Origin of the sequence: Janthinobacterium breve, from assembly GCF_051380895.1 — a bacterium.
In the GTDB taxonomy this organism is placed as follows: Bacteria; Pseudomonadota; Gammaproteobacteria; order Burkholderiales; family Burkholderiaceae_D; genus Janthinobacterium.
Genome location: NZ_JBNYXY010000008.1, coordinates 55,694 through 77,722, shown reverse-complemented (window position 1 = coordinate 77,722; position 22,029 = coordinate 55,694). Strand labels below are relative to the sequence as shown.

The 22,029-nt window shown below is 61.3% G+C and carries 20 protein-coding genes; 8 read left to right on the top strand and 12 right to left on the bottom strand.

Translation table 11 applies throughout. The features are described 5' to 3' along the window. Positions 1-88: 88 nt before the first annotated feature. From ACQ4W0_RS16865 to ACQ4W0_RS16850, 4 genes are all read right to left on the bottom strand, one after another. Complete coding sequence (locus ACQ4W0_RS16865; protein WP_436577782.1) at positions 89-832, bottom strand: DNA-binding protein; 744 nt, start codon at positions 830-832, stop codon at positions 89-91. Positions 833-976: 144 nt separating this feature from the next. Beyond that, positions 977-1,594: an LON peptidase substrate-binding domain-containing protein gene (locus ACQ4W0_RS16860; protein WP_436577781.1), complete on the bottom strand. Its 618-nt coding sequence runs from the start codon at positions 1,592-1,594 to the stop codon at positions 977-979. A gap of 53 nt (positions 1,595-1,647) precedes the next feature. Next, a complete protein-coding gene (locus ACQ4W0_RS16855) occupies positions 1,648-2,886 on the bottom strand; it encodes a DEAD/DEAH box helicase (RefSeq protein ID WP_436578046.1) in 1,239 nt (412 codons plus the stop codon). Positions 2,887-2,993: 107 nt separating this feature from the next. After that, the gene (locus tag ACQ4W0_RS16850) at positions 2,994-5,183 is read right to left on the bottom strand and encodes a TonB-dependent receptor plug domain-containing protein (RefSeq protein ID WP_436577780.1); all 2,190 of its coding nucleotides are present in this window, start codon (positions 5,181-5,183) and stop codon (positions 2,994-2,996) included. Positions 5,184-5,468: 285 nt separating this feature from the next. On the opposite strand from ACQ4W0_RS16850, the gene asd reads away from it, so the two are divergent. Further along, positions 5,469-6,317: an archaetidylserine decarboxylase gene (asd, locus tag ACQ4W0_RS16845; protein WP_436577779.1), complete on the top strand. Its 849-nt coding sequence runs from the start codon at positions 5,469-5,471 to the stop codon at positions 6,315-6,317. 17 nt (positions 6,318-6,334) lie between these two features. Here the strand turns inward: asd and ACQ4W0_RS16840 are convergent, their stop codons facing one another. Beyond that, positions 6,335-7,240, bottom strand: coding sequence for a LysR family transcriptional regulator (locus tag ACQ4W0_RS16840; RefSeq protein ID WP_436577778.1), 906 nt, complete (start codon positions 7,238-7,240; stop codon positions 6,335-6,337). 124 nt (positions 7,241-7,364) lie between these two features. On the opposite strand from ACQ4W0_RS16840, the gene ACQ4W0_RS16835 reads away from it, so the two are divergent. The 3 genes from ACQ4W0_RS16835 to ACQ4W0_RS16825 all read left to right on the top strand — a co-directional run bounded on the left by ACQ4W0_RS16835 (position 7,365) and on the right by ACQ4W0_RS16825 (position 9,988). Continuing rightward, on the top strand, positions 7,365-7,964 hold the full coding sequence (locus ACQ4W0_RS16835) for an FMN-dependent NADH-azoreductase (protein ID WP_436577777.1): 600 nt from the start codon (positions 7,365-7,367) through the stop codon (positions 7,962-7,964). Between the two features lie 80 nt (positions 7,965-8,044). Then, the gene (locus ACQ4W0_RS16830) at positions 8,045-8,920 is read left to right on the top strand and encodes a pirin family protein (RefSeq protein ID WP_436577776.1); all 876 of its coding nucleotides are present in this window, start codon (positions 8,045-8,047) and stop codon (positions 8,918-8,920) included. Between the two features lie 117 nt (positions 8,921-9,037). After that, on the top strand, positions 9,038-9,988 hold the full coding sequence (locus ACQ4W0_RS16825) for a cation diffusion facilitator family transporter (RefSeq protein WP_436577775.1): 951 nt from the start codon (positions 9,038-9,040) through the stop codon (positions 9,986-9,988). 74 nt (positions 9,989-10,062) lie between these two features. Here ACQ4W0_RS16825 and ACQ4W0_RS16820 read toward each other — a convergent pair whose 3' ends face one another. The 3 genes from ACQ4W0_RS16820 to ACQ4W0_RS16810 are packed head-to-tail and all read right to left on the bottom strand — an operon-like array spanning position 10,063 to position 13,641. Continuing rightward, positions 10,063-12,315: a RelA/SpoT family protein gene (locus tag ACQ4W0_RS16820; RefSeq protein WP_436577774.1), complete on the bottom strand. Its 2,253-nt coding sequence runs from the start codon at positions 12,313-12,315 to the stop codon at positions 10,063-10,065. Between the two features lie 40 nt (positions 12,316-12,355). Beyond that, entirely contained in the window at positions 12,356-12,706 is a 351-nt protein-coding gene (locus ACQ4W0_RS16815; RefSeq protein ID WP_436577773.1) for a RidA family protein, read from the bottom strand. A 53-nt stretch (positions 12,707-12,759) separates the two neighbouring features. Continuing rightward, positions 12,760-13,641, bottom strand: a complete 882-nt coding sequence (locus ACQ4W0_RS16810) for an alpha/beta fold hydrolase (RefSeq protein WP_436577772.1) — start codon at positions 13,639-13,641, stop codon at positions 12,760-12,762. Positions 13,642-13,856: 215 nt separating this feature from the next. On the opposite strand from ACQ4W0_RS16810, the gene ACQ4W0_RS16805 reads away from it, so the two are divergent. Beyond that, positions 13,857-15,194 (top strand): dicarboxylate/amino acid:cation symporter, encoded by a 1,338-nt coding sequence (locus ACQ4W0_RS16805; RefSeq protein WP_436577771.1) that lies wholly within the window; start codon positions 13,857-13,859, stop codon positions 15,192-15,194. A 53-nt stretch (positions 15,195-15,247) separates the two neighbouring features. On the opposite strand, the gene ACQ4W0_RS16800 is transcribed toward ACQ4W0_RS16805, so the two are convergent. Next, positions 15,248-16,216: an IS1595 family transposase gene (locus ACQ4W0_RS16800; RefSeq protein ID WP_436577770.1), complete on the bottom strand. Its 969-nt coding sequence runs from the start codon at positions 16,214-16,216 to the stop codon at positions 15,248-15,250. Between the two features lie 280 nt (positions 16,217-16,496). On the opposite strand from ACQ4W0_RS16800, the gene ACQ4W0_RS16795 reads away from it, so the two are divergent. Further along, entirely contained in the window at positions 16,497-16,907 is a 411-nt protein-coding gene (locus tag ACQ4W0_RS16795; protein WP_436577769.1) for a DoxX family protein, read from the top strand. A gap of 73 nt (positions 16,908-16,980) precedes the next feature. Here the strand turns inward: ACQ4W0_RS16795 and ACQ4W0_RS16790 are convergent, their stop codons facing one another. Then, on the bottom strand, positions 16,981-17,631 hold the full coding sequence (locus ACQ4W0_RS16790) for a CoA transferase subunit B (RefSeq protein ID WP_436525416.1): 651 nt from the start codon (positions 17,629-17,631) through the stop codon (positions 16,981-16,983). A gap of 21 nt (positions 17,632-17,652) precedes the next feature. Beyond that, on the bottom strand, positions 17,653-18,351 hold the full coding sequence (locus ACQ4W0_RS16785) for a CoA transferase subunit A (protein WP_436577768.1): 699 nt from the start codon (positions 18,349-18,351) through the stop codon (positions 17,653-17,655). Positions 18,352-18,498: 147 nt separating this feature from the next. Here ACQ4W0_RS16785 and ACQ4W0_RS16780 point away from each other — a divergent pair, with 147 nt between their 5' ends. After that, positions 18,499-19,065 carry a LuxR C-terminal-related transcriptional regulator gene (locus tag ACQ4W0_RS16780; RefSeq protein ID WP_436577767.1) on the top strand — a complete coding sequence of 189 codons (567 nt, stop codon included), beginning with the start codon at positions 18,499-18,501 and terminating at the stop codon, positions 19,063-19,065. Positions 19,066-19,207: 142 nt separating this feature from the next. Here the strand turns inward: ACQ4W0_RS16780 and ACQ4W0_RS16775 are convergent, their stop codons facing one another. Then, positions 19,208-19,984, bottom strand: coding sequence for an SDR family oxidoreductase (locus ACQ4W0_RS16775; RefSeq protein ID WP_034752351.1), 777 nt, complete (start codon positions 19,982-19,984; stop codon positions 19,208-19,210). A 251-nt stretch (positions 19,985-20,235) separates the two neighbouring features. On the opposite strand from ACQ4W0_RS16775, the gene ACQ4W0_RS16770 reads away from it, so the two are divergent. Next, on the top strand, positions 20,236-21,912 hold the full coding sequence (locus ACQ4W0_RS16770) for an electron transfer flavoprotein-ubiquinone oxidoreductase (RefSeq protein WP_436577766.1): 1,677 nt from the start codon (positions 20,236-20,238) through the stop codon (positions 21,910-21,912). Positions 21,913-22,029: the final 117 nt, after the last annotated feature.

Below are 22,029 nucleotides of genomic sequence, written 5' to 3'. Positions count from 1 at the left end.
CAAGGCCCGTTTCGGCACGCATGACACATTCCCTACGACGCATCGAGACCTGACAAAACCGTCGCGCAGCAGGTTTGGTCAGGCGTCCTCAGACAGGCGTCTTGAAGATGGGATCGACGATGAACTGCTGCGCCTTGATGCGCAAGGTGCGCTCTTCGTCCAGCTCGGCGCGCGTTTCGCCCAGCTCTTCGCGTTCCGCTTCCAGTTCCAGGCGCGCGGCCGCCAGTTCCGTTTCCACGCGCGTCAGGCTTTCCAGCTTCAGCTGGGCCTGGATCAATTCGGCGCGCGCCGCTTCGGCAGCCTCTTCCAGGCGAGGAATGCCTTCGAGCTTGAACTGCGCCTTGGCCAGGTCCATGCGCGCCTGCTCGGCTGCCTCTTCCAGGCGCGGCAAGCCTTCCAGTCGCAGCTGCGCCTTGGCCAGGTCGGTGCGGGCCTGGTTGGCCACTTGCCGCTCGCGTTCGAGCTCCTCGCGCAAAGTTTCCAGTTCGCCCGCCTGCAAGTCGAGCATTTCTTGCTGGCGCTCGTTCTCGCTGGCAAGGTCCATCAATTCCTGTTGATTGTCGTTCATCTCGGCTTCATGCGCGCTGTGGCTGGCGCTTAATTCCTGTCCTACATAATCGAGGATGGCTTGCTGCAGCACAGGCGACAATTCGGCGGCGGCAGCGATCTGGCGCTGCGCGCCTGCCTTGCGGCGCTGCAAGAGCTTGCTGATGGTGCCCAGGCAGGCGCCGTTGCCCAGCCGTTCGCGCAAGGCGCGCACCGTGATGGCCTGGCCTTCGCCCGCCATCGCTTCCATTGCCGCATTGATCTGTTCCGCGCTTACTTTTGCCATTATCGTGTACTCTTGAATGTTACTCAGGGCAATCTTGCCCAGGGGCATTATCTTATGCCAGTCACGGCAAAGCGTAAAGTATTTCTCAATAGAAATTGCAATTGCACCAACGGAAGTATGTGCAAACATGCGGCTTCAGGTGATTTACTCTTCCAGCAAACCATTTTCGGTCAACATATCCTGCACCAGTTCCAGGCGCAGCACGGGATTGTCCTGGCTGAGCAGCAATTGCTTTTGCATGGCGTTCAAGGACAGCAGCTCGCACCAGCGGTTCGCCACCCAGCCGCACTCGTCGAGCCGGTACGGCGGCTGCAAGGGCATTTGTTCAGGGGGAATTTTTTGCTCCTGCAAGGTGCGTATCAGCGCGCCCAGCGCGTCGGCCACGTTTTGCTGCTCTTGCGGGATGGGAATGGTTTTATCGGGCGGCAAGGTTTCAATCTGCGCCATCCACAAGCCGTGCTTCAGCTGCTCGCTGGAAAGGATATGAAAACGCTGCATGCCCATGCATTTGATTTGCAGCAATCCAGACAGGGGCGCGGCCCAGTCGATGACGCGCGCCAGGGTGCCCACGGGCGCCAGGGTTTCGTGCTGGCCCGGCTTGCGTACTTCCGCGCCGTCCAGCAGCTGCACCACGCCAAACGGCTGTTCACCCATGATGCACTGACGTATCATGTCCAGATAGCGTACCTCGAAGATCTGCAAAGGCAGATAGCCATCGGGATACAGCACCGTATTGAGCGGGAACAAAGGTATCGAGGTCATGTCCGCATGATGGCACGAATGCCAACTCCATGCAGCGCGCCTGGCGCTTCCGATTACTTATAAAAGCGGCGCTTCTTGGCCCGTTCGGCCGCCTTCGGCGTCAGCACCTTGACGGTTTTTTTCTCGATGGCGCCACCGGCGGACGTGCCCGGCACGCGGTGTTCCGCCTCGAAACCCGGCTCCTCATTGCGTTTGAGGGTTTGCCGCGTCAGCGCCTCGACGGCCGACAGCAATTCCACTTCGTCGGCGCAAACCAGCGATATCGCTACACCTGAAGCGCCCGCGCGGCCCGTGCGGCCGATGCGGTGGATATAGTCTTCCGCCACGGTGGGCAAGTCGAAATTGACGACGACGGGCAATTGGTCGATATCGAGGCCACGGGCGGCCACGTCGGTGGCCACCAGCACCTGCACCTCGGCAGATTTGAAACGGGCCAGCGCGCGCAAGCGGTTCGGCTGCGTCTTGTCACCGTGGATGGAATCGGCGCGCACGCCCTGCTCCAGCAAGGTGTTCACCAGTAATTCGACACCCTTGCGCGTCTTGACGAAGACCAAAACCTGTCCCCAGCGCTTTTTCTTCAGCAGGTGCAAAAATAGTTCCGGCTTGCGTTTCTTGTCGCACACGATCACCGACTGTTTCACTGCCTTGACCGTGCTGTTGCGCGCGCTCACCTCCACCGAGACGGGGTCCTTCAGCATGGTCTTGGCCATGGCGCGGATGGCGTCCGAGAACGTGGCCGAGAACAGCAAGGTCTGGCGCTGCTTGGGCATGCTCATCAGAAGCAAGTCGAGCTCGCGCTCGAAGCCCAGGTCCAGCATGCGGTCCGCCTCGTCCAGCACCAGGGTTTGCACTTGCTCGAACTTGACGGCGCCCTGCGTCTGCAAGTCCAGCAAGCGGCCCGGCGTGGCCACCAGCACGTCGAGGCCCTTGCGCAATTTACTGATCTGCGGCTCGATGGGCACGCCGCCGTAGGCGACAAAGCTGCGCAGCGGCAAGTTGCCGCCATAGCTGCGGAAGCTGGCATAGACTTGCTCGGCCAGCTCGCGCGTGGGCACCAGCACCAGCACGCGCACGCACTGGGGCGCCACCACGCCTTCCAGGGTCAAGCGCTGCAACAGGGGCACGGCAAAGCCGGCCGTCTTGCCCGTGCCCGTCTGGGCGGCGGCCATCAAGTCGCGCCCGGCCAGCACGGCAGGAATCGCTTGCGCCTGCACGGGCGTGGGCTTGGCATAGCCGAGCTCGTCGAGTTTGCGGACCAGGGGATCGATCAGGCCGAGGGAAGAAAACGTCATGGGGAAAGCAATCTTGGCAAAGTAAAAGGTGGCGCGCACGGACTGGCCGTGCGCGCGATTGCCGAGATTATAGGCCAGCGGGAGTTTTCAGCATGAAAACACCGTCATCAGAACTTCATTTCCATCGTCGCGCGCGCCTGCGGCGAACTGGTGGAAATGCCGTTGCGGGCGACGGTGCCGCTGGCGTCCGTGTAGATGGTGTTGCTTTCGAAATCTTGCGCCAGCAGATTCGACACGGCCACGCGCAGCTGGTTCTTCGCATCGAACTTCCACACGGCATACAGGTCGAGGTCGCGTCGCGGCGACGTGTACGCGCTCTGGCGCTCCGTGATGCGCACGGGACCGCCCGTGCGGAAATTGAAGCTGCCCCCCGTGCTCAAGACGCCATCAGGCGTCTTGTAGTCGAGGCCAAAGTTGCCGCTGAGGGGCGTTTGTTGGTCGAGCCGGTTGTCCGGTCCCGGCACCTGCTCCACCTGCGACCAGTTGCGGCTGATGCTGGCGCGCACGTCGAGCGCGGGCACGGGCGCGGCCAGCACGGCACGCAACGGGAACTTCGCCTCCAGTTCCAGTGTCTGCGTATTCGCGCGCCCATCATTGATGGGCGTGGACACCCAGCGATCATCGATGAACAGCAGTCCTTGGCGCGTATAGCCATCGATGCGGCGGGCCGAGGCGCGCGCACTGAGCAAGGCGCTATCGGCCCAGTAATGTTCGTACGAGGCATCGATGCCCAGCGCCAGCTCCGGCTTCAAGTTCGGATTGCCTTCACGGTCAGGCTCGGTCTGGCTATTATTTGTCGAGACACTACGGCGCGGAATCAAGTTCGACGTCGATGGCGACTTGTAGGTACGCGTCAGGGCCAGGCGGACCTGGTCGCCCTTGGTGTCGGGCAGTTTCCACAGGGTTTGCAGCAGCGGGCTCCACACACTGCTGCGCTGCTGCACGGCCTCAAAGGTATCGCCGGCGCTGCGTGTATCGATGCCTTCCCAGCGCAAGCCCGCATACATGGACCAGCGCGGCGTGATATCCCATTCATCCTGTGCATACAAGGCCAGGAGCTTGATGTCGGCGTCGAAATGCTCGTCGCTATCGACGGGCGGGCGGCCGCCCGGCAAGGCCAGCTCGCTCTGGCGCCGCCGCTCCTCGCGCTGGCTGAGCGTGCCATCCCAGCCCATGGACAGCGCATGGCCCGGCCTCCATGGCACGGAATACTTTCCGGTGGACGACAAGCTGCTGTAGGTCGCCTCGACACGCACCTTACGGTCCAGCACCAGCCCCAGGCCATCAATGTAGCCGAGCGGATGGCTATCGGCCGTATTGCTGGTGGCGCTGGCTCGCAGGCCCAGTTCCAGCCTGGCGCCACCATCGAGCTTGCGCACCCACGTCAGGTCCGTGCGGCCGAAAACATAGTGGTTGCCGGAAGTACCGTCATTCGTGTCGTAGTCGGGCCGCGTGCCCAGCAGCGTATCGGTCCGGCTATGGCTGCTGTTATCGCTGCGTCCGCCATTGAGAAAGAATTGCGCCGTCAGGTTATCGCCGTCCGCGAACGCCCAGTTCAGCCGGGGCGACAGATTGATGCCTTCGGAACGGCCATCGCCCGTACCGGTGATATGCCGCAGCAGGTTTTGCTGGCCATCGGGCAAGTACCCCAGATCCAGCGCCGGCTTGTCCGCCGGATTGTCATAGTGGTAGTCGTAGCGGTAGAACGAGGCCGCCAGCGAATATGAAAATATGCCGTCCTTGTCCGACAATTGCAAATTGGCATTGCTGGAAAACGCATCGCGGCCGCCGCCCACGCCCAGCTTGACGTCGCGCTGCGCCGTTTTCACGGCCTTTTTCAGCACCACGTTGATGGTGCCGGCGATCGACTGCGTGCTGTACTCGGCGCTGGCCGCATGCAAAATCTCGATGCGTTCGATCACGTCGGGCGACAGGGTGTCGAGCGAGAAACCGGCCGGGGCCCGTTCGCCATTGAGCAATATCTGCGTGTAGCCGCTGCCCAGCCCGCGCATGCGGATTTCGCCGCCCGAGCGCCCTGCCGCGCCGGAAACGGTAATGCCGGGCAAGCGCTTGAGCACGTCGGTGACGTTGCTGTCGCCATACTTGAGGATTTCTTCGCTGCTGACGACCATCTTGCTGGCCGTATCGTCACGGCGCGGATCATAGCCGCTGCCCTTGACTTCGACCATTGGCATGGCGGGCGCAGCGGGCTTTTCTGCCTTCAGCGGCGCGGCGGCGGCAGCCTCGGCGGCGGCCGGCGTTTCGGATTGCTGGGCCTGGGCATTCCAGGCAAACAAAACAGCGGAACAAACAACGGTAAGGCGAAGGCAACGGCGTGGCATCATGACCTGGCTGAAAAAGTTGGCTGAATAAAAATGGCTAAAAGCTAAAAAACAGGCCGCTGTATTGTGCTGCAATTTTTTCCGAGTGGCACAGTTTCCTGAAAATATTTCCTATGGCAAATTAAATTCGGTGACATACAGCGATACGCACCCTTGCATACGGTACATATCATTGCGCGCCACATCGCCGCTATAATGCGTTTTCGCCGATTCCCACCACCCCGTCAAAGGCTTCCCATCGTGTCTGACCGTCTTGCCGTTTTGCCTCAATATCTGCTGCCCAAGGGAGCGTTGACCAATTTTGCCGGCCGGATCGCCGGCGCCAAGGGCGGCGCCATGACCACGCGCCTGATCCGCTGGTTCGTTGGCCGCTACAACGTCAACATGGATGAGGCGCTGGACCCGGACATCGCGCACTACGCCAGCTTCAACGACTTTTTCACGCGCGCGCTGCGCCCGGATGCGCGCCCGCTGGCCAAGGCCGACTACGTCTGCCCCGTCGATGGCCGCATCAGCCAGTTCGGCAGCATCGACAAGGACCAGATCTTCCAGGCCAAGGGCCACAACTTCAGCACCACGGCCCTGGTGGGCGGCGATGCGGCCCTGGCGGCCCAGTTCGAACACGGCAGCTTCGCCAACCTGTACCTGAGCCCGCGCGACTACCACCGCATCCACATGCCGTGCGATGGCCGTTTGACGCGCATGATTTATGTTCCCGGTGAATTGTTCTCCGTCAACCCGACCACGGCGCGCGGCATTCCCGGCCTGTTCGCCCGCAACGAGCGCGTCGTCTGCGTGTTCGACACGGCCAACGGCCCCTTCGTCATGACCCTGGTGGGCGCCACCATCGTCGGCAGCATGGCCACCGTCTGGCACGGCGTCGTCAACCCGCCCCGCACAGGACAGGTGCGCGACTGGAGCTATGCCAACGACAATGTGGTGCTGAAACAGGGCGAAGAGCTGGGCCGCTTCCTGCTCGGCTCCACCGTCGTCATGCTGTTTCCGAAAGGCACCGTGGACTTCAACGCCAACTGGCAACCGGCCGGTCCCGTGCAACTGGGCGAAGTCATGGGCAACGTGCCCAAGTAAATTATCTGCGCGCGCGCCTACACGGGCGCGTCCGTTTGATACATTTCCTCCATCAAGTCCAGGAATGCGCGCGTCTTGGCCGGCATCAAACGCCTGCCGGGAAACACGGCCCAGCCCGTGACCAACGGAAAACTCCACTCCGGCAGCACGCGCACCAATTCCCCCGTCTCCACATACGCCTTGGCAAAGCGGTCCGTGCTGGCCGCGATGCCCACGCCCGTGCAGGCCATGCGCACCAGCAATTCCGGCGAATTGGCCAGCAGGCGCACTGGCAAATCGCGCTCCCACGTCGTCTTACCGCGGATCAAAGTCCAGTGCACGAGGCCATGCACGGCGCGGGGCAAGCTGAGCAAATCATGGCCATACAGATCGTCAGGATGCTCGGGCAAGCCGTGCACGCTCGTGTATTGCGGCGAGGCATACAGGGCCAGGGTGCTGAAAGCCACGCGACGAGCCGCCAGGCTGGCATCGTCGGGCAAGTTGCCCATGCGGATGGCCAAGTCAAAATTTTCTTCCAGCAAATCCACGCGGCGCGCCGACAAGTCCAGTTCCAGCGAAATGGCCGGATAGCGTCGCACGAACTCGGCCAGCACCTGGCGCATCAGCGCGTCGCCGAAGTCGGCCGGCATGGAAATGCGCAGCAAGCCGCTGGGACCCGCCTGGCGATGCTGGGCCAGGGCGCCGGCCGCCTCCGTTTCTTCCACCACCTTGCGCGCGTGCTCGAGCAGGCTGGCGCCAAACTCCGTCAGCGCCAGCTTGCGCGTGGTGCGCAGCAAGAGCCGTTCGCCCAATTTCGCTTCCAGCAGCGAAATGCGCCGCGACAAGGTCGACTTGGGCAAGTCCACGCGCACGGCGGCGCGCGAGAAACTGCCGCATTCCACCACTCTGGCAAACAGCAGCAAATCTCCGGGATCGATATCCATATATTTACCTTTACACTCGATTGTTCCACTAGTGGATTAATGTTATCCATTTTAACGGCTTCCGCATCAATTTTGGAATTGCTATAGTTCATCCATCGCAAGACACCTCACACGGAGAAACAAGATGAACATCCTGCAAATCAATTCCAGCGCCCGCAGCACCGGTTCCGCCTCGACCCGTTTGGCTGACGCCATCGTTGCCCGCGTGCAAGCCAGCAACCCACAAGCAAGCCTGACGCGCCGCGACCTGGCCGCCGCACCGCATCCTGTGCTCGACGAACCGACCCTGCAAGCGCTGTTCACGCCGGCCGACAAGCGTACACCGGAGCAAGCGGCCCGTATCGCCCTCGATGACGCGCTGATTGCGCAAGTGCAAGCGGCTGACGTCATCGTCATCGGCGCGCCCATGTACAACTTCGGCATCACCGTGCAACTGAAAAGCTGGTTCGACGCGATTGCCCGCGCCAACGTCACTTTCAAGTACACGGAAAACGGCCCCGTGGGCCTGCTGACGGGCAAGAAAGTCTACGCGGGCCTGTCCCGCGGTGGCTTGCACCGCGATAGCGCACACGATAGCCAGGTGCCTTACCTGAACACCATGTTCGGCTTCCTGGGCCTGACCGACGTGCAATACGTATATTCGGAAGGCATGGGCATGGGCCCGGAAGCCGTGGCCAAGGCGCAGGCGCAAGCCGATGCCGAGATCAACGCGATCCTGGTATAAGCACGAAGATAAGCACAAAGATTGATGGGCATCAAACCGGGACGGCGCACCAGCGCCGGTCTTCCCTACTGGAGAGAGCAATGAGCGATACCACCACCGTCACGAAAGCACGCGCCGTCGAGCGCGTGATCGCCGGCCAGGCCGTCATGGATGGCGCCGGCGTGAAGATCAACCGCGTGCTGACGCAGCAGCTGCAGCGCCGTCTCGACCCGTTTTTGATGCTCGACAATTTTGCCAGCGACAAGCCGAACGACTATATCGCCGGCTTTCCCGAGCATCCGCACCGGGGTTTCGAAACGGTGTCGTACATGATCACGGGGCGCATGCGCCACAAGGACAGCGCGGGCCACGAAGGCTTGCTGACCTCGGGCGGCGTGCAATGGATGACGGCCGGCAGCGGCGTGATCCACTCGGAAATGCCGGAACAGGAAGAAGGCGTGATGGAAGGTTTTCAGCTGTGGCTGAACCTGCCTGCACGCGACAAGATGCGCACGCCGTGGTACCGCGATTTCACCAGCAGCGAAATCCCCCGCTACACGACGGAAGCGGGCGTGGCAGTGCAAGTGATCGCCGGCGAGAGCCATGGTGTGGCAGGCGCCGTGCAGCGCGAACTGACGGAACCGCTGTACCTGGACATCGACTTGCCGGCCGGCGCCAGCTTCGAGCAGCCCTTGCCGCCAGGCCATAATGCCTTCCTGTACACGTTTCGCGGCGAAGTGCAGGTCGATGGCAAGGCCGTGCCCGCCCTGCGCATGGCAATCTTCGCCAACACGCCGGGCAGCGACGGCGTGCGCATCGAGGCGCCGCAAGGCGGCCGCGTGATCCTCGTCGCCGGCCAGCCCTTGAACGAGCCCATTGCCCAGTACGGCCCGTTTGTCATGAATACCCAGGCGGAAGTGTTCCAGGCCGTGCAGGATTTCCGCGAAGGCAAGTTCGGCGAGACGGCGGCGCAGTAACATTGTTTGCTTCAGGAGAAACCTGCAGTGCCGCCGGGCCTGCAGGTTTTTTTGCATGCCGACTATGTTGTTGCTTTTCAATTACACTGACGCCAACCTCATTCCACAAAGCATTCCATGCAACCGACGCACACCGAACACGACGCCACCCATTTGCACGCCCACCTGAAGGGTGACGCCCAGCACACCCACTCGTTCGAGGGGCGCAGCCAGAGCATCCTCGCGTGGGCGCTGGGCCTGACACTGTCATTTGCCGGCATCGAGGTGGCGGCCGGCTTCCTGTCCAATTCGCTGGCCCTGATTTCCGACGCGGGCCACATGGTCACGGATGCGGCCGCGCTGGGCCTGGCCCTGCTGGCGCAGATCATCGCGCGGCGCCCTCCTTCGCCGCGCCACTCGTTCGGCTTTGGCCGCGCCGAGGCGCTGGCCGCCTTCGTCAACGGCCTGGCCATGCTGTGCGTGGTGGGCTGGATCTGCTATGAAGCCGTGCTGCGCTTTTCCGCCCCGCAACCCGTCAAGGGCGGCATGGTCTTCATCGTCGCCTTCATCGGCCTGGCGATCAACGTGGTGGTGGCGTGGGTATTGTCGAAAGACAAGCAAAGCGTCAACACGCGTGCCGCCCTCGTGCATGTGATGGGCGATTTGCTCGGTTCGGTCGCCGCCATCATCGCCGGCGCCGTGATTTACTTTACGGGCTGGATGCAGATCGACCCGCTGCTGTCGGTGCTGGTGTCCCTGCTGATTTTGAAATCCACGTTCGGCGTGCTGCGCGAGTCATATCACTTCCTGATGGAAGGCGTTCCCATGCACATCGACTATATCGCCGTGGGCACGGACGTGGAACAAGTGGAGGGCGTGATTGCCGTGCACGATTTGCATGTCTGGGACATGTCGCCGGGCCAGCCGGCCCTGATCGGCCACGTGGAAATCGAGCACCTCGACCATTGGCCAAAGGTCTTGCGCGCGATCAAGAAGATGCTGTTGGGCAAGCATGGCATCGACCATATTACTTTGCAGCCGGAAACGGCCACGATGGCGGGGCTGCATGCGGGTGACAAAACACACTGATTGAACCCCACAGCAAATATCGGGGTCGTACCCTGGGGGTACGACCCCGGCAGTTCACTTGGGGTTAAATATTGCTAACTACGTCTTGCCTCTAACACGCCACTCACATCCTTGATCACATTCAAGGCCTTCAACAACTGCGCCGTCGAGCTGATCTCGGCCGTAAACGTCATGCGGGCCTGTCCCTTGGTGCTTTGGGTATTGACGCCGATCACGTTGATCTTTTCGCGAGAGAAGATTTCAGAAATGTCACGCAGCAAGCCCTGGCGGTCGCCGGCCAGAATGAAAATGTCGACTGGATACACGGTGTCGTGCCCGCCCGTGCTCCCCCACTCCGTGAAGATCACCCGTTCAGGCGACTTGGCGCGCATTTCCTCGAAATTCTTGCAGGTGGCGCGGTGGATCGAGACACCCTTGCCGCGCGTGACGAAGCCGACGATGCTGTCGGGCGGCGCCGGTTTGCAGCACTTGGCCAGCACCGTCATGAGGCCTTCCGTGCCCACCACCAGCACGCCGGACTTGGCGCCCTGCTCCACGCTGGAAGCGCGGCTCTTGCCGACCAGCACGGCGTCTTCCGGCACCACCACTTCGCCATTGTCGTGCAGCGCCTGCTCCACGTGGCGCAGGCTGAATTCATCCTTGCCCACCGACAGGAACAGCTCGTCGACTTTGGCAAAGCCCAGCTTTTGCGCCAGCGCTTCCAGATTGACGGCCGTCTTGCCTTCGCGCTGCAAGGATTTCTCCACCAGCGCGCGGCCGTGGGCCAGGGTTTCCTGCATGTCGATGGCATGGAACCAGGCGCGAATTTTGGAACGCGTGCGCGTGCTGACGGCGTAGCCGGCGCCCAGCCAGTCGCGCGACGGCCCGGCCGTACCCGGCGCGCCCTTGGCCGTGATGATTTCGCAGGTCTGGCCGTTCTTTAATGGCGTATTCAGGGGCACCATGATGCCGTCGACCTTGGCGCCGCGGCAGCGGTGGCCCACGTCCGTGTGCAGGTGATAGGCAAAATCGACGGGCGTGGCGCCGACGGGCAATTCCAGCACGCGCGCCTGCGGCGTCATGACGAAGATGCGGTCGTCCAGGGTGGCCGATTTGAGCTTTTCCACCCATTCGCGCTGGATTTCTTCCTGGCCCACGACGGCGTCGGCCACTTCCGTCTTCCACGCCAGCAGCTGGCGCAGCCAGGCGATCTTTTCGTCGTATTTCTGGCCGGCAAAGTTCGAGCCGCCCTCTTCCTTGTAGCGCCAATGCGCGGCCACGCCGTATTCGGCAAAGCTGTGCATTTCATTCGTGCGGATTTGCACTTCCAGCGGGCGGCCATCCTCGGCCGTCACCACCGTGTGCAGCGACTGATAACCGTTGGGTTTCGGCCGCGAAATATAATCGTCGAATTCTTTCGGGATGGGGGTCCAGATATTGTGCACCACGCCCAGCACCGTGTAGCAGGTTTTCACGTCGGCAACGATGACGCGGAAGGCGCGCACGTCGTACAGGGCCGTAAAGTCCAGTTCCTTGCCGCGCATCTTGTTCCAGATGCTGTAAATATGTTTCGGGCGGCCAAATACTTCCGCCTGGATGCCCGCCGAAGCCAGCTCCGTTTGCAGGCGCAAAATCGCCGAGGAGACAAAGCCCTCGCGCATCATGCGCTTTTCTTCCAGCATCTTGGCGATGCGTTTATACGCTTCCGGTTCGATGAAGCGGAACGACAAATCTTCCAGTTCCCATTTCAGCTGCCAAATGCCCAGGCGGTTGGCCAGCGGCGCGTACAGGTCCAGCGTTTCCTTGCCATATTCGCGCGTCATTTCATTGAACAGCTTTAATTCGGCGAAATAGCGCAAGGTCGTCACGCAGGCGGCCAGGCGCACCAGCACGACGCGCATGTCGGACGCCATCGCCAGCAGCATCTTGCGCAAGGTTTCCACCTGGGCCACGGCTTGCTGTGCCGCATTCTTGCCGCGACCGGCAGCGCTGCCGTGCTGCGCCTGGGTCAGCGCGCGCAGGCGGATCAGCTGGCGCACACCTGTCGCCAGGTCGCACACCTGCTTGCCAAAGCGCGGCTCTATATCGGCCGCCGTATCCGGCTCCAGCATGGTCAGCTCGAACATCAGGCCGGCAATGCGCGTTTCCGCATCGCTGCGCAGGAAAGCCAGGGTGGTGGCCACGCCGATGGCGAAGTCCAGCGCAGCGCGGCCGGCAAAGGTCTGCTTGTCGCCATACGCTTCGGTGGCATACGCGAACGCATCCAGCACGCGCGCGCTGTCCGGCGCACTCAAGCCCTCTACCAGTTGTTCCGATGTGACGCTATTCGGGGCCGAGATGGAAACCATGTGATGCCTTATCAACTTAAAAACTAAATAACTAAATAACCTAGCGCTCTGCAGCGATGATGACGATTTCAACCAGGCATGCCGGATTGGCCAGCTTCGCCTCCACGGTGGCGCGCGGCGGCGTGTGGCCGGACGCGACCCAGTCATCCCACACTTCATTCATGCCGGGGAAGTCTTTCATGTCGGCAATGTAGATCTGGCACGACAGGATGCAGGTCTTGTCGCTGCCCGCTTCCGTCAGCAAACGGTCGACGTGACCGAGCACTTCGCGCGTCTGGCCGACGATGTCTTGCGTCGTGTCTTCGGCAATCTGGCCAGCCAGGTAGATGGTGTTGTTGTGTATGGCTACTTCGGAGAGGCGTTTGCCTACGTGCAGTCGTGTAATTTCCATGCTTCTTCTTTCGGTTGTTTCAAAATCTGTACAGCGTTATTGCTTACCACTACTTACTTGCCCAGTAGAAACCTACGCGCGATGGCGATCTGGTCGTCGTGCACGAAGGTGGGCGCATGGCCCACGCCTTCGATCTCCACCAGCTGCGCCTTCGGGCCGCGGCCCAGCATACTTTGCGCCGTCGCGTGCGACAGCAGGTCAGACTCCGAACCGCGCACCAGCAAGGTGGGGCAGCGCACGGCATCATACGCGGCCCACAGCATGGCTTCGTCGCTGGCCGCCGATTCCGGCGTGGCCGAGCGGAACGGCATGGCCAGTCCCATATCATAGTGGCGGCGCCAATGGCCATCCTTATCCTGGCGCAACACATCGACTGCCAGTTTATGCCATTCCGCGTCCGTATGCGGGCCGAAGCTGGCGGACACATCGCGCACAAATTTGGCGCCCTGCTCGAACGTCTCGAAACGCAAGTCCTGGCCGATGTAGTCGCCGATGCGCTGCAAGGCTTCCGGCGCCAGGGTCGGGCCGATATCGTTCAGGACCAGCTTGCTGATCGGGCTGTTCGGCAACGATGCCAGGCCCAGGCCGATCAAGCCGCCCATCGACGTGCCGAACCAGTCCACCGTCTGACGCTCGCCATTGGCCAGCACGCGCGCCAGCAAAGTCACCATGTCGCTCACATATTGCGGTACGCGGTAAAACTGGGGATTGGCCAGCCAGCCCGAGCGCCCGCGCCCCACCACGTCGGGGCAGATGACGCGGTAATCGCTGGCCATGGCGCGCGCCAGGTTGTCGAAGTCATCCGCCACGCGCGTCACGCCATGGGCGCAGACGAGCACGTTCGGATTGTCCGGTGCGCCCCATTCCTTGTAGGACATGGTGTGCAAGCCTGCGGGGGAAATGCACTGGACGGATTTGATGCTCGCTTCGATCATGCCAATTCCTTATTTGATATAAAAAAAGCACCGCCTCCCGCCTGTCATGGGGTGTCCCGCGCGCGACGCTACGGCAGTGTAGCGCAGCGCGGGCAATGCTCCAAGCGCGCGCCTGAAATGCTGCGCCGCAACACGCCAGCCATGGCGCAATACCCGATATAGCGAAAATGCATATCTGCGGTTATCCACAATTGAGCCGGCCTGGCAATGGGCGGATGATCGCAGCATCAACCCGCAAGAGGAGACCACTCGTGAAAAAACCATTCTATAAAATCCTGTATGTACAGGTGCTGTTCGCCATCGTGGCTGGCGTGCTGCTGGGGGTGTTCTACCCATCGAACGCCGTCGACATGAAACCGCTGGGTGACGGATTTATCAAACTGATCAAGATGATCATCGCCCCCGTGATCTTCTGTACCGTGGTCTCCGGCATTGCCGGCATGCAGGACGTCAAGAAAATCGGCCGGGTGGGCGGCAAGGCGCTGCTGTACTTTGAAGTGGTCTCCACCTTCGCGCTGGCCATCGGCTTGCTGGTTGCCAATATCCTGAAACCGGGCGCCGGCTTCAACGCCGATCCGGCCCACCTCGACGCCAAGTCCATCGCCCAATACACGCACGCCGAAGGCTTGACGACGGTGGACTTCCTGATGAATATCATCCCGAAGACCTTCGTTGACGCCTTCGCCAAGGGCGACATCCTGCAAGTGCTGCTGATCGCCATCCTGTTCGGCTTTTCTCTGTCCCTGCTGGGCGAACGCGGCCGCCCGGTCACCAAGCTGATCGACGAGCTGTCGCATGCCATCTTTGGCATGGTCAACATCATCATGAAAGTCGCTCCCATCGGTGCGTTCGGCGCAATGGCCTTTACCATCGGCAAATACGGCCTGGCTTCGCTGATTCCATTGGCTAAACTGATGGGTTCGTTCTACCTGACCTGCTTCCTGTTCATCTTCGTCGTGCTGGGCGCCATCGCCCGCTACACGGGCTTCTCCATCGGCCGCTTCTTGCTGTACATCAAGGAAGAACTGCTGATCGTGCTCGGCACCAGCTCGTCGGAATCGGCCCTGCCGGCGCTGATGAAAAAACTCGAGCGCCTGGGCTGCTCGAAACCGGTGGTCGGCCTGGTCGTGCCTACCGGCTACTCGTTCAACCTGGACGGCACCAACATCTACATGACCATGGCCGCCCTGTTCGTGGCGCAAGCCACCAACACGGACCTGACCATCTGGCAGGAACTGACCATCCTGGGCGTGGCGATGCTGACCTCGAAAGGCGCGTCCGGCATCACGGGCGCCGGCTTCATCACGCTGGCAGCCACCCTGGCCGTGGTGCCGACGATTCCCGTGGCCGGCATGGCGCTGATCCTGGGTATCGACCGCTTCATGAGCGAATGCCGCGCGCTGACCAACTTCATCGGCAACGGCGTAGCCACCATCGTCGTGTCGAAATGGGAAAAAGAACTGGACATGGACAAGCTGCACAGCGAGCTGGCCCATCCCACCCACCCGACCGACGACGCCTACGTTGCACCGGCCGTGAATATCGTCAAGTAAGCTGACCTCCATTGAAAAGCCCCGCAGAGCGATCTGCGGGGCTTTTTTCATGGCTATGTCACCGTGAGGTGTGGGAACTCTCCCAAGGTTGCCTTCAACAATGTTTCTGCGGAGCGGATGCGCCCGGCGTCGAGTATCCAGCGCCACCCCAGATAATTCGGCAGGTAACGGCTGGCTACCCCGTGGAAGATGCGCAGCCAGCCGCGCAAGCGGCTGTGATAGGCATTGACGTTCTGCACGTGGGCGGCGCCCTGTACGCGGATGCCGGCGCGAACGTTGACGGCCTGGTGGCTGATCCCCGCTTCACGCGCGAAGGCGCGATAGGCTGCATGGCCGTCTGTCACCAGCAAGACGTCTTTGTCGATGACGGGAGGCAGGCAAGCATGCAACTGCGCCTTGGTCAGCGCTCCCTTGCCCGTGACGAAATCGAGGGTTTGTCCCGTGCGGTCGCGCGCCACCAGGATACAGACCTGTTCATTGGAAATGCCGCGCTTACGGGCATGGCCGCCACGGCGGCGCGCCGGACGCGTCAACTGCCGCGCACCCTTTTGCGATTCCAGCACATATAGCTCGTCGGCCTCGGCGATGCCATGCAGGCAATGTGGGCGGTCCGTTTTTGCCAACGATAAAAACCGGTGGCGCCAGCGAAAGGTGGTATTGCGGTGCACACCCAGCTGGCTCGCTGCCTTGCGCACGGAAGCCGATGCCAGCAGGCAGTCGGCATAGTTGAGCCACAAGGTCTTGTGGCGCAAGCGCGCCAGCGGCGTGCCGGTGAGCGCATTGAAGGTGCGTCCGCAGGCCACACAGCGATAGCGCTGCAGTCCGTGCGCGTGGCCATGCCGGTGAGCATGCCTGCTGTTGCAGGCAGGACAGTGCAAGCGCTGCCGGGCCACGCTTTCGACCAATGCCACGGCGGTATCCTGCGACGCTGCCCCGCGCAGCAGGGTGATGCTCGCCAGGCGTTGGCGCTGGCTCAGTGCGGTGAACTGGGCGATGAAGGTTTTCCACCGGGCTGGCTGCATGGAAGACTCCCGTTTGACTAATATGTAGAGTCAGACAGCAGGGCCCCAGGAAAATTCTTGGAATTCCCCTACTTATCGGGGACAGAGCCTTTTTCATTGCGCGCGAGTTTTATCGCATCATCAACACACAGTAAATCATGCATCAATATTTACCATGATGATCAATGAATCAAGAAGCATTACAGTGCTGTCACCTGTTCGCCGCCAGGCTCGCGCATAATGACATTGCGTTAATGCAAGCCTGATACCGAACCATCCACCTTTTTGAATGGAGTACGTCATGTCCCTCACGCCCGCCTTCTACGCCACCTGGAACCCACGCCTGCTGGGCCTGCTGCGCATCATCCTCGGCTTTCTCTTCCTGCAGCACGGCACCGCAAAACTGTTCGGCGCACCGCATGTGGCCATGTTCGACGGCCTGCAACTGTTGTCCGTGATGGGCGCGGCCGGCGTCATCGAGCTGGCGGGCGGCACCTTGCTGCTGGTCGGCCTGTTCACGCGCCCCGTCGCCTTCATCCTGTCGGGCCAGATGGCAGTGGGCTATTTCATGATGCACGCACCTAACGGTTTCCTGCCCATCCTGAACGGCGGCGAAATGGCCGTGATGTACTGCTTCACCTTCCTGTACTTCGCGGCGGTGGGTGCCGGCGCCTATAGCCTGGATGCATTGCGCGGCAAGGCGGGCGCATAAAAAAAGGGCGGACATCGATGTCCGCCCTGCTTCAATACAACAAGCAGCTTATATTACGCCGCTTATATTTCGTTTATACGGCCGAAACGTCCAGCTCAGCGCCCGTGGCCGCCTGCACTTGCTCCTTGGTCACGCCCGGCGCCAGTTCCACCAGCTTCAAGCCGTTTTCCGTCACGTCGATGACGCCCAGGTCGCTGATGATGACGTCGACCACGCCCACGCCCGTCAGCGGCAGGTCGCACTGTTTCAGCAGCTTGTGCGAGGTCGTGCCATCCTTGGCCGTGGCCACGTGTTCCATCAGCACGACGACGCGCTTGACGCCGGCCACCAGATCCATGGCGCCACCCATGCCCTTGACCATCTTGCCTGGAATCATCCAGTTTGCCAGGTCGCCCTTTTCCGACACTTGCATGGCGCCCAGGATGGCCAGGTTGATCTTGCCGCCACGAATCATGCCGAACGAGTCAGCCGAGCTGAAGTAGGCGGCACCGGGCAAAGCCGTCACCGTCTGCTTGCCCGCGTTGATCAGGTCGGCGTCGACTTCCGCATCGACAGGAAACGGGCCGATGCCCAATAGCCCGTTTTCCGACTGCAGGAACACTTCGATATTGTCCGGTACATAGTTGGCCACCAGGGTCGGCAAGCCGATGCCCAGATTCACATAAAAGCCATCCTGCAATTCCTTTGCCGCGCGCGCGGCCATTTCATCACGTGTCCAAGCCATAATCATCTCCCAATCTTATATTTAGTCGGCGCGCACGGTGCGCTGCTCGATGCGTTTTTCCGGGTTCGCGTTGACCACGATGCGGTGCACGAAGATGCTCGGCGTGTGGACCTGGTCCGGGTCGATCTCGCCCACTTCGACCAGTTTTTCCACTTCGACGATGGTGATCTTGCCGGCCATGGCCACGTTCGGGTTGAAATTGCGCGCCGTCTTGCGGTAGACCAAGTTGCCGGCGCGGTCCGCCATGTAGGCCTTCACCAGCGACACATCGGCCACCAGGCTGCGTTCCATCACGTACTGTTCGCCGTCGAATTCGCGCAACTCCTTGCCGTCGGCAACGATGGTGCCCACGCCCGTCTTGGTGAAGAAGGCGGGAATGCCGGCGCCGCCGGCGCGCAGCTTCTCGGCCAGGGTGCCTTGCGGCGTAAATTCCAGTTCCAGTTCGCCGGCCAGGTATTGGCGCGCAAACTCCTTGTTTTCGCCCACATAGGAGGCGATCATTTTCTTGATCTGGCGCGTGGTCAGCAACTGGCCCAGGCCGAAGCCGTCCACGCCGGCATTGTTGGAAATGGCCGTCAGACCCGTCACGCCCGAATCGCGCAAGGCACCGATCAGGGCTTCGGGAATGCCGCACAGGCCGAAGCCGCCGACGGCGATGATCTGGCCATCTTGGACGATACCGGCCAGCGCCGAGGCGGCGTCAGGATAAACTTTATTCATGAGTGTCCCTCTATCTTTTGTTAAGCTTTGGTCTTGAGTCCATGACTCATGCAGCGACTCAGCATAAAATACGCGAGTGGAAAGTACAATACCGTAGAACTACCGGCGCCGTGCCAGCAATCCCCCTGTGAGAGTGATACGTATCAGATGAACGCCGCGTCAGCCATCGATTATGAAAGCATCTTCCTGCACGCGCCCGTGGGCATGTGCATGTCGGAAAACCGCATCATGCGCAGCTGCAACGAGGCGCTGGCGGCCATGTTCGGCTATGCGCGCGCCCAACTGGACGACCAGTCCTTCGAAGTACTCTACCCCACGCACGACGAATTCCTGCGCACGGGTGACCGCATCATCCCCATCATGAACGCCAAAGGCCGCTATTCGGACGAGCGCATCATGCGCCGCAGTAATGGTGAATTGTTCTGGTGCCACGTCACGGGCCACGCCATGCTGCCCGCACAGCCGCTGGGGCCGGGCATCTGGACGTTCGAGGATGTCAGCGAAAAACGCCCCGTGACGGCGGAGCTGACCCCGCGCGAGCGCGAAATCGCCGCCCTGCTGGTGGAAGGCAAGACCAGCAAGGTCATCGCCCGCCAGATTGACCTCAGCCCCCGCACGGTGGAAATGCATCGCGCCAAGCTGATGCGTAAATTCGCCGCCGCCACGTCATCCGAGCTGGTGCACAAGCTGGTGGGACTGCAGCTGCAGCGCTAGGGCTGCAGCCAAGGTGACCATCGTTTAATGCCAAGTAAAACCGTCGCGAGCGGCAACGATTTGTGGCCGAGAAGCGCAACCGTGCTCTAGCACGGTGAGCATCGCAGGCCGCAAAGCGCAACGCGCAGCAGGTTTTATGGCGTTAAAACGTGCTCATGCCGCCATCGGCAGAAATGATCGCGCCGTTGATGAAGTGCGAATCCTCGCCCGCCAGCAACAGCAGCAGGCCATCGAGGTCTTCCGGCTTGCCCGGACGCTTGTTCGGCAGCATTTCGATCAGCTTCTTGCCCTGCTCGGTAGCGAAGTAATCTTCGTTGATCTCGGTGGAAATGTAGCCGGGGCAGATGGCGTTGGTGTTGATGCCATACTTGCCCCATTCGACCGCCATGGCGCGCGTCATGTGCACCATGCCCGCCTTGCTCATGCAATACACGCCAATCTGCGGCAGCACCTGCAAGCCCGCCATCGAGGCGATATTGATGATGCGGTGCTGTTTCTTCGGGTCGCCCTTGGCGCGCGCGATCATGCGCTTGGCCGTCTGCTGGGCCACGAAGAAGGAGCCACGCAGGTTGGTGTCCATCACGAACGAGTAATCTTCGGGCGTGACGTCGACCAGGCGTTGCGTGGTGGAGACACCGGAATTGTTGACGAGGATATCGATGGGGCCCGCTTCCGTTTCCGCGTGCGCGATGGCCGACTTGATGCTGGCGAAGTCGGTCACGTCGAGCGACACCACGTGCGCGGCGCCGCCATCGGCTTCGATTTCGGCGCGCAACTCCTTCAGGCGTTCGGTGCGGCGCGAGGCCAGCACGACCTGCGCGCCCGCCTGGGCCAGCACTTTCGCAAAACGCGCGCCGAGGCCGCTCGATGCGCCGGTAATCAGGGCAATCTTGCCCTCGAAATTGACTTCTATACCCACGAGCTACTCCTGTTTTATTTTAGACAACACTTCACGCCGTGCCACTGGCACAGGGGCAAAATACCCTGCGTCGCACTTGAGCAAAGGTAAACGCCATCATTACACAAAATGGCTGGATTTAGATTGCGGCGAGGGGCAATGTCACGCAAAATGGCGCCAAAGTTGCAATCCTCGCCAAAAACAAGCACACTCGTGCTTAAATTTATCCGAAGATTCCTCACCCACCCATTTAGTGACTAACAATCGAGACCATGACACAGCCTAATAACTTAGTTGAACAGTACGGACCGCGCGACACCATGGAGTATGACGTGGTGATCGTCGGCGGTGGCCCCGCAGGCTTGGCGGCGGCCATCCGCCTGAAGCAGCTGGCCGCTGAAAAAAGCCAGGAAGTGTCCGTCTGTGTGCTGGAAAAAGGCGGCGAACTGGGCGCGCATATCCTGTCGGGCGCCATCATGGACCCGAAAGCGCTGACCGAACTGATCCCGAACTGGAAGGAATTGGGCGCGCCCCTGAACACGGCAGTGACGGAAGACCGCATCTTGTTCCTGACGGAAACCAAAGCGTATAAAACGCCGAACTTCGCCGTGCCGGCCTGCTTTGAAAACCACGGCAACTACATCGTCTCGCTGGGCAATGTGGTGCGCTGGATGGGCCAGCAGGCGGAAAACCTGGGCGTGGAAATCTTCCCGGGCTTCCCTGCCGCGGAAATCCTCTACAACGACGACGGCTCCGTCAAAGGCGTGGCAACCGGCAATATGGGTGTCAAGCGCGACGGCGAACCGGGTCCCGACTTCCAGCTGGGCATGGAATTGCATGCCAAGTACACCCTGTTCGCCGAAGGCGCGCGCGGCCACCTGGGCAAGCAATTGATGGCCAAGTATGACTTGAACGCCGGCAAGGACCCACAATCGTACGGCATCGGCATCAAGGAATTGTGGGAAATCGACCCGGCCCTGCACCAGCCGGGCCTGGTGATCCACTCGACCGGCTGGCCGCTGGACGCGAAGACCTACGGCGGCTCCTTCCTGTACCACCTGGAAAACAACCAGGTGATGGTCGGTTATGTGGTGGGCCTGGCCTACGAAAACCCGTATTTGTCGCCGTACGAGGAATTCCAGCGTTATAAAACGCATCCGGAAATCCGCAAGTTCTTCGAAGGCGGCAAGCGCATCTCGTACGGCGCGCGCGCGATCACGGCCGGCGGCCTGCAATCGCTGCCAAAGCTCGTGTTCGCCGGCGGCGCGCTGATCGGCTGCGATGCGGGCTTTTTGAACATGAGCCGCATCAAGGGTAGCCACGCGGCCATCAAGAGCGGCATGCTGGCGGCGGACGCGGCCTTCGGCGCGCTGGGCGAACAGCGCCAGCACGACGAACTGTCCAGCTACCCTGTTGCCTTTGAGCAATCCTGGCTGCATGAAGAGCTGCACGTGGCGCGCAACGTCAAGCCATGGCTGTCGAAGGGTCTGTACCTGGGCAGCCTGATGACGGGCATCGACCAGATCATCTTCCGCGGCAAGGCGCCCTGGACCCTGCACCACACGCATGGCGACCATGAATGCCTGAAACCGGCGGCCCAGTCGAAAAAGATCGTCTACCCGAAACCCGATGGCAAGCTGACCTTCGACAAGATGTCGTCCGTCTTCATCTCGAACACGAACCACGCGGAAGACCAGCCGATCCACCTGACCTTGAAAAACGCCAGCGTGCCCGTCGACGTCAACCTGGCCACGTATGCGGGTCCGGAAGCGCGTTACTGTCCCGCCGGCGTGTACGAATTCGTGAAGAACGACGACGGCGCCGAACGCCTGCAGATCAATGCGCAAAACTGCGTGCACTGCAAGACCTGCGACATCAAGGACCCGACGCAAAACATCGTGTGGGTGACGCCGGAAGGCGGCGGCGGACCGAATTATCCGAATATGTAAGCCTCGGCCCCCATGCATGGCGACAGCGTCGCCAGCAGGCAGGAAGACAGCGCGCTCCCCCAAGGTGGCGCGCTGTTTTTTATTAAAAACACCATATTCCCCTACGCTTTGACCTGC

Excerpts from the sequence above, each read along its gene's own strand:
- ACQ4W0_RS16865 (WP_436577782.1), bottom strand. The coding sequence starts at position 832 with ATGGCAAAAGTAAGCGCGGAACAGATCAATGCGGCAATGGAAGCGATG.
- ACQ4W0_RS16860 (WP_436577781.1), bottom strand. The coding sequence starts at position 1,594 with ATGACCTCGATACCTTTGTTCCCGCTCAATACGGTGCTGTATCCCGAT.
- ACQ4W0_RS16855 (WP_436578046.1), bottom strand. The coding sequence starts at position 2,886 with ATGACGTTTTCTTCCCTCGGCCTGATCGATCCCCTGGTCCGCAAACTC.
- ACQ4W0_RS16840 (WP_436577778.1), bottom strand. The coding sequence starts at position 7,240 with ATGGATATCGATCCCGGAGATTTGCTGCTGTTTGCCAGAGTGGTGGAA.
- ACQ4W0_RS16835 (WP_436577777.1), top strand. The coding sequence starts at position 7,365 with ATGAACATCCTGCAAATCAATTCCAGCGCCCGCAGCACCGGTTCCGCC.
- ACQ4W0_RS16830 (WP_436577776.1), top strand. The coding sequence starts at position 8,045 with ATGAGCGATACCACCACCGTCACGAAAGCACGCGCCGTCGAGCGCGTG.
- ACQ4W0_RS16825 (WP_436577775.1), top strand. The coding sequence starts at position 9,038 with ATGCAACCGACGCACACCGAACACGACGCCACCCATTTGCACGCCCAC.
- ACQ4W0_RS16820 (WP_436577774.1), bottom strand. The coding sequence starts at position 12,315 with ATGGTTTCCATCTCGGCCCCGAATAGCGTCACATCGGAACAACTGGTA.
- ACQ4W0_RS16815 (WP_436577773.1), bottom strand. The coding sequence starts at position 12,706 with ATGGAAATTACACGACTGCACGTAGGCAAACGCCTCTCCGAAGTAGCC.
- ACQ4W0_RS16810 (WP_436577772.1), bottom strand. The coding sequence starts at position 13,641 with ATGATCGAAGCGAGCATCAAATCCGTCCAGTGCATTTCCCCCGCAGGC.
- ACQ4W0_RS16805 (WP_436577771.1), top strand. The coding sequence starts at position 13,857 with ATGATCGCAGCATCAACCCGCAAGAGGAGACCACTCGTGAAAAAACCA.
- ACQ4W0_RS16800 (WP_436577770.1), bottom strand. The coding sequence starts at position 16,216 with ATGCAGCCAGCCCGGTGGAAAACCTTCATCGCCCAGTTCACCGCACTG.
- ACQ4W0_RS16795 (WP_436577769.1), top strand. The coding sequence starts at position 16,497 with ATGTCCCTCACGCCCGCCTTCTACGCCACCTGGAACCCACGCCTGCTG.
- ACQ4W0_RS16790 (WP_436525416.1), bottom strand. The coding sequence starts at position 17,631 with ATGGCTTGGACACGTGATGAAATGGCCGCGCGCGCGGCAAAGGAATTG.
- ACQ4W0_RS16785 (WP_436577768.1), bottom strand. The coding sequence starts at position 18,351 with ATGAATAAAGTTTATCCTGACGCCGCCTCGGCGCTGGCCGGTATCGTC.
- ACQ4W0_RS16780 (WP_436577767.1), top strand. The coding sequence starts at position 18,499 with ATGAACGCCGCGTCAGCCATCGATTATGAAAGCATCTTCCTGCACGCG.
- ACQ4W0_RS16770 (WP_436577766.1), top strand. The coding sequence starts at position 20,236 with ATGACACAGCCTAATAACTTAGTTGAACAGTACGGACCGCGCGACACC.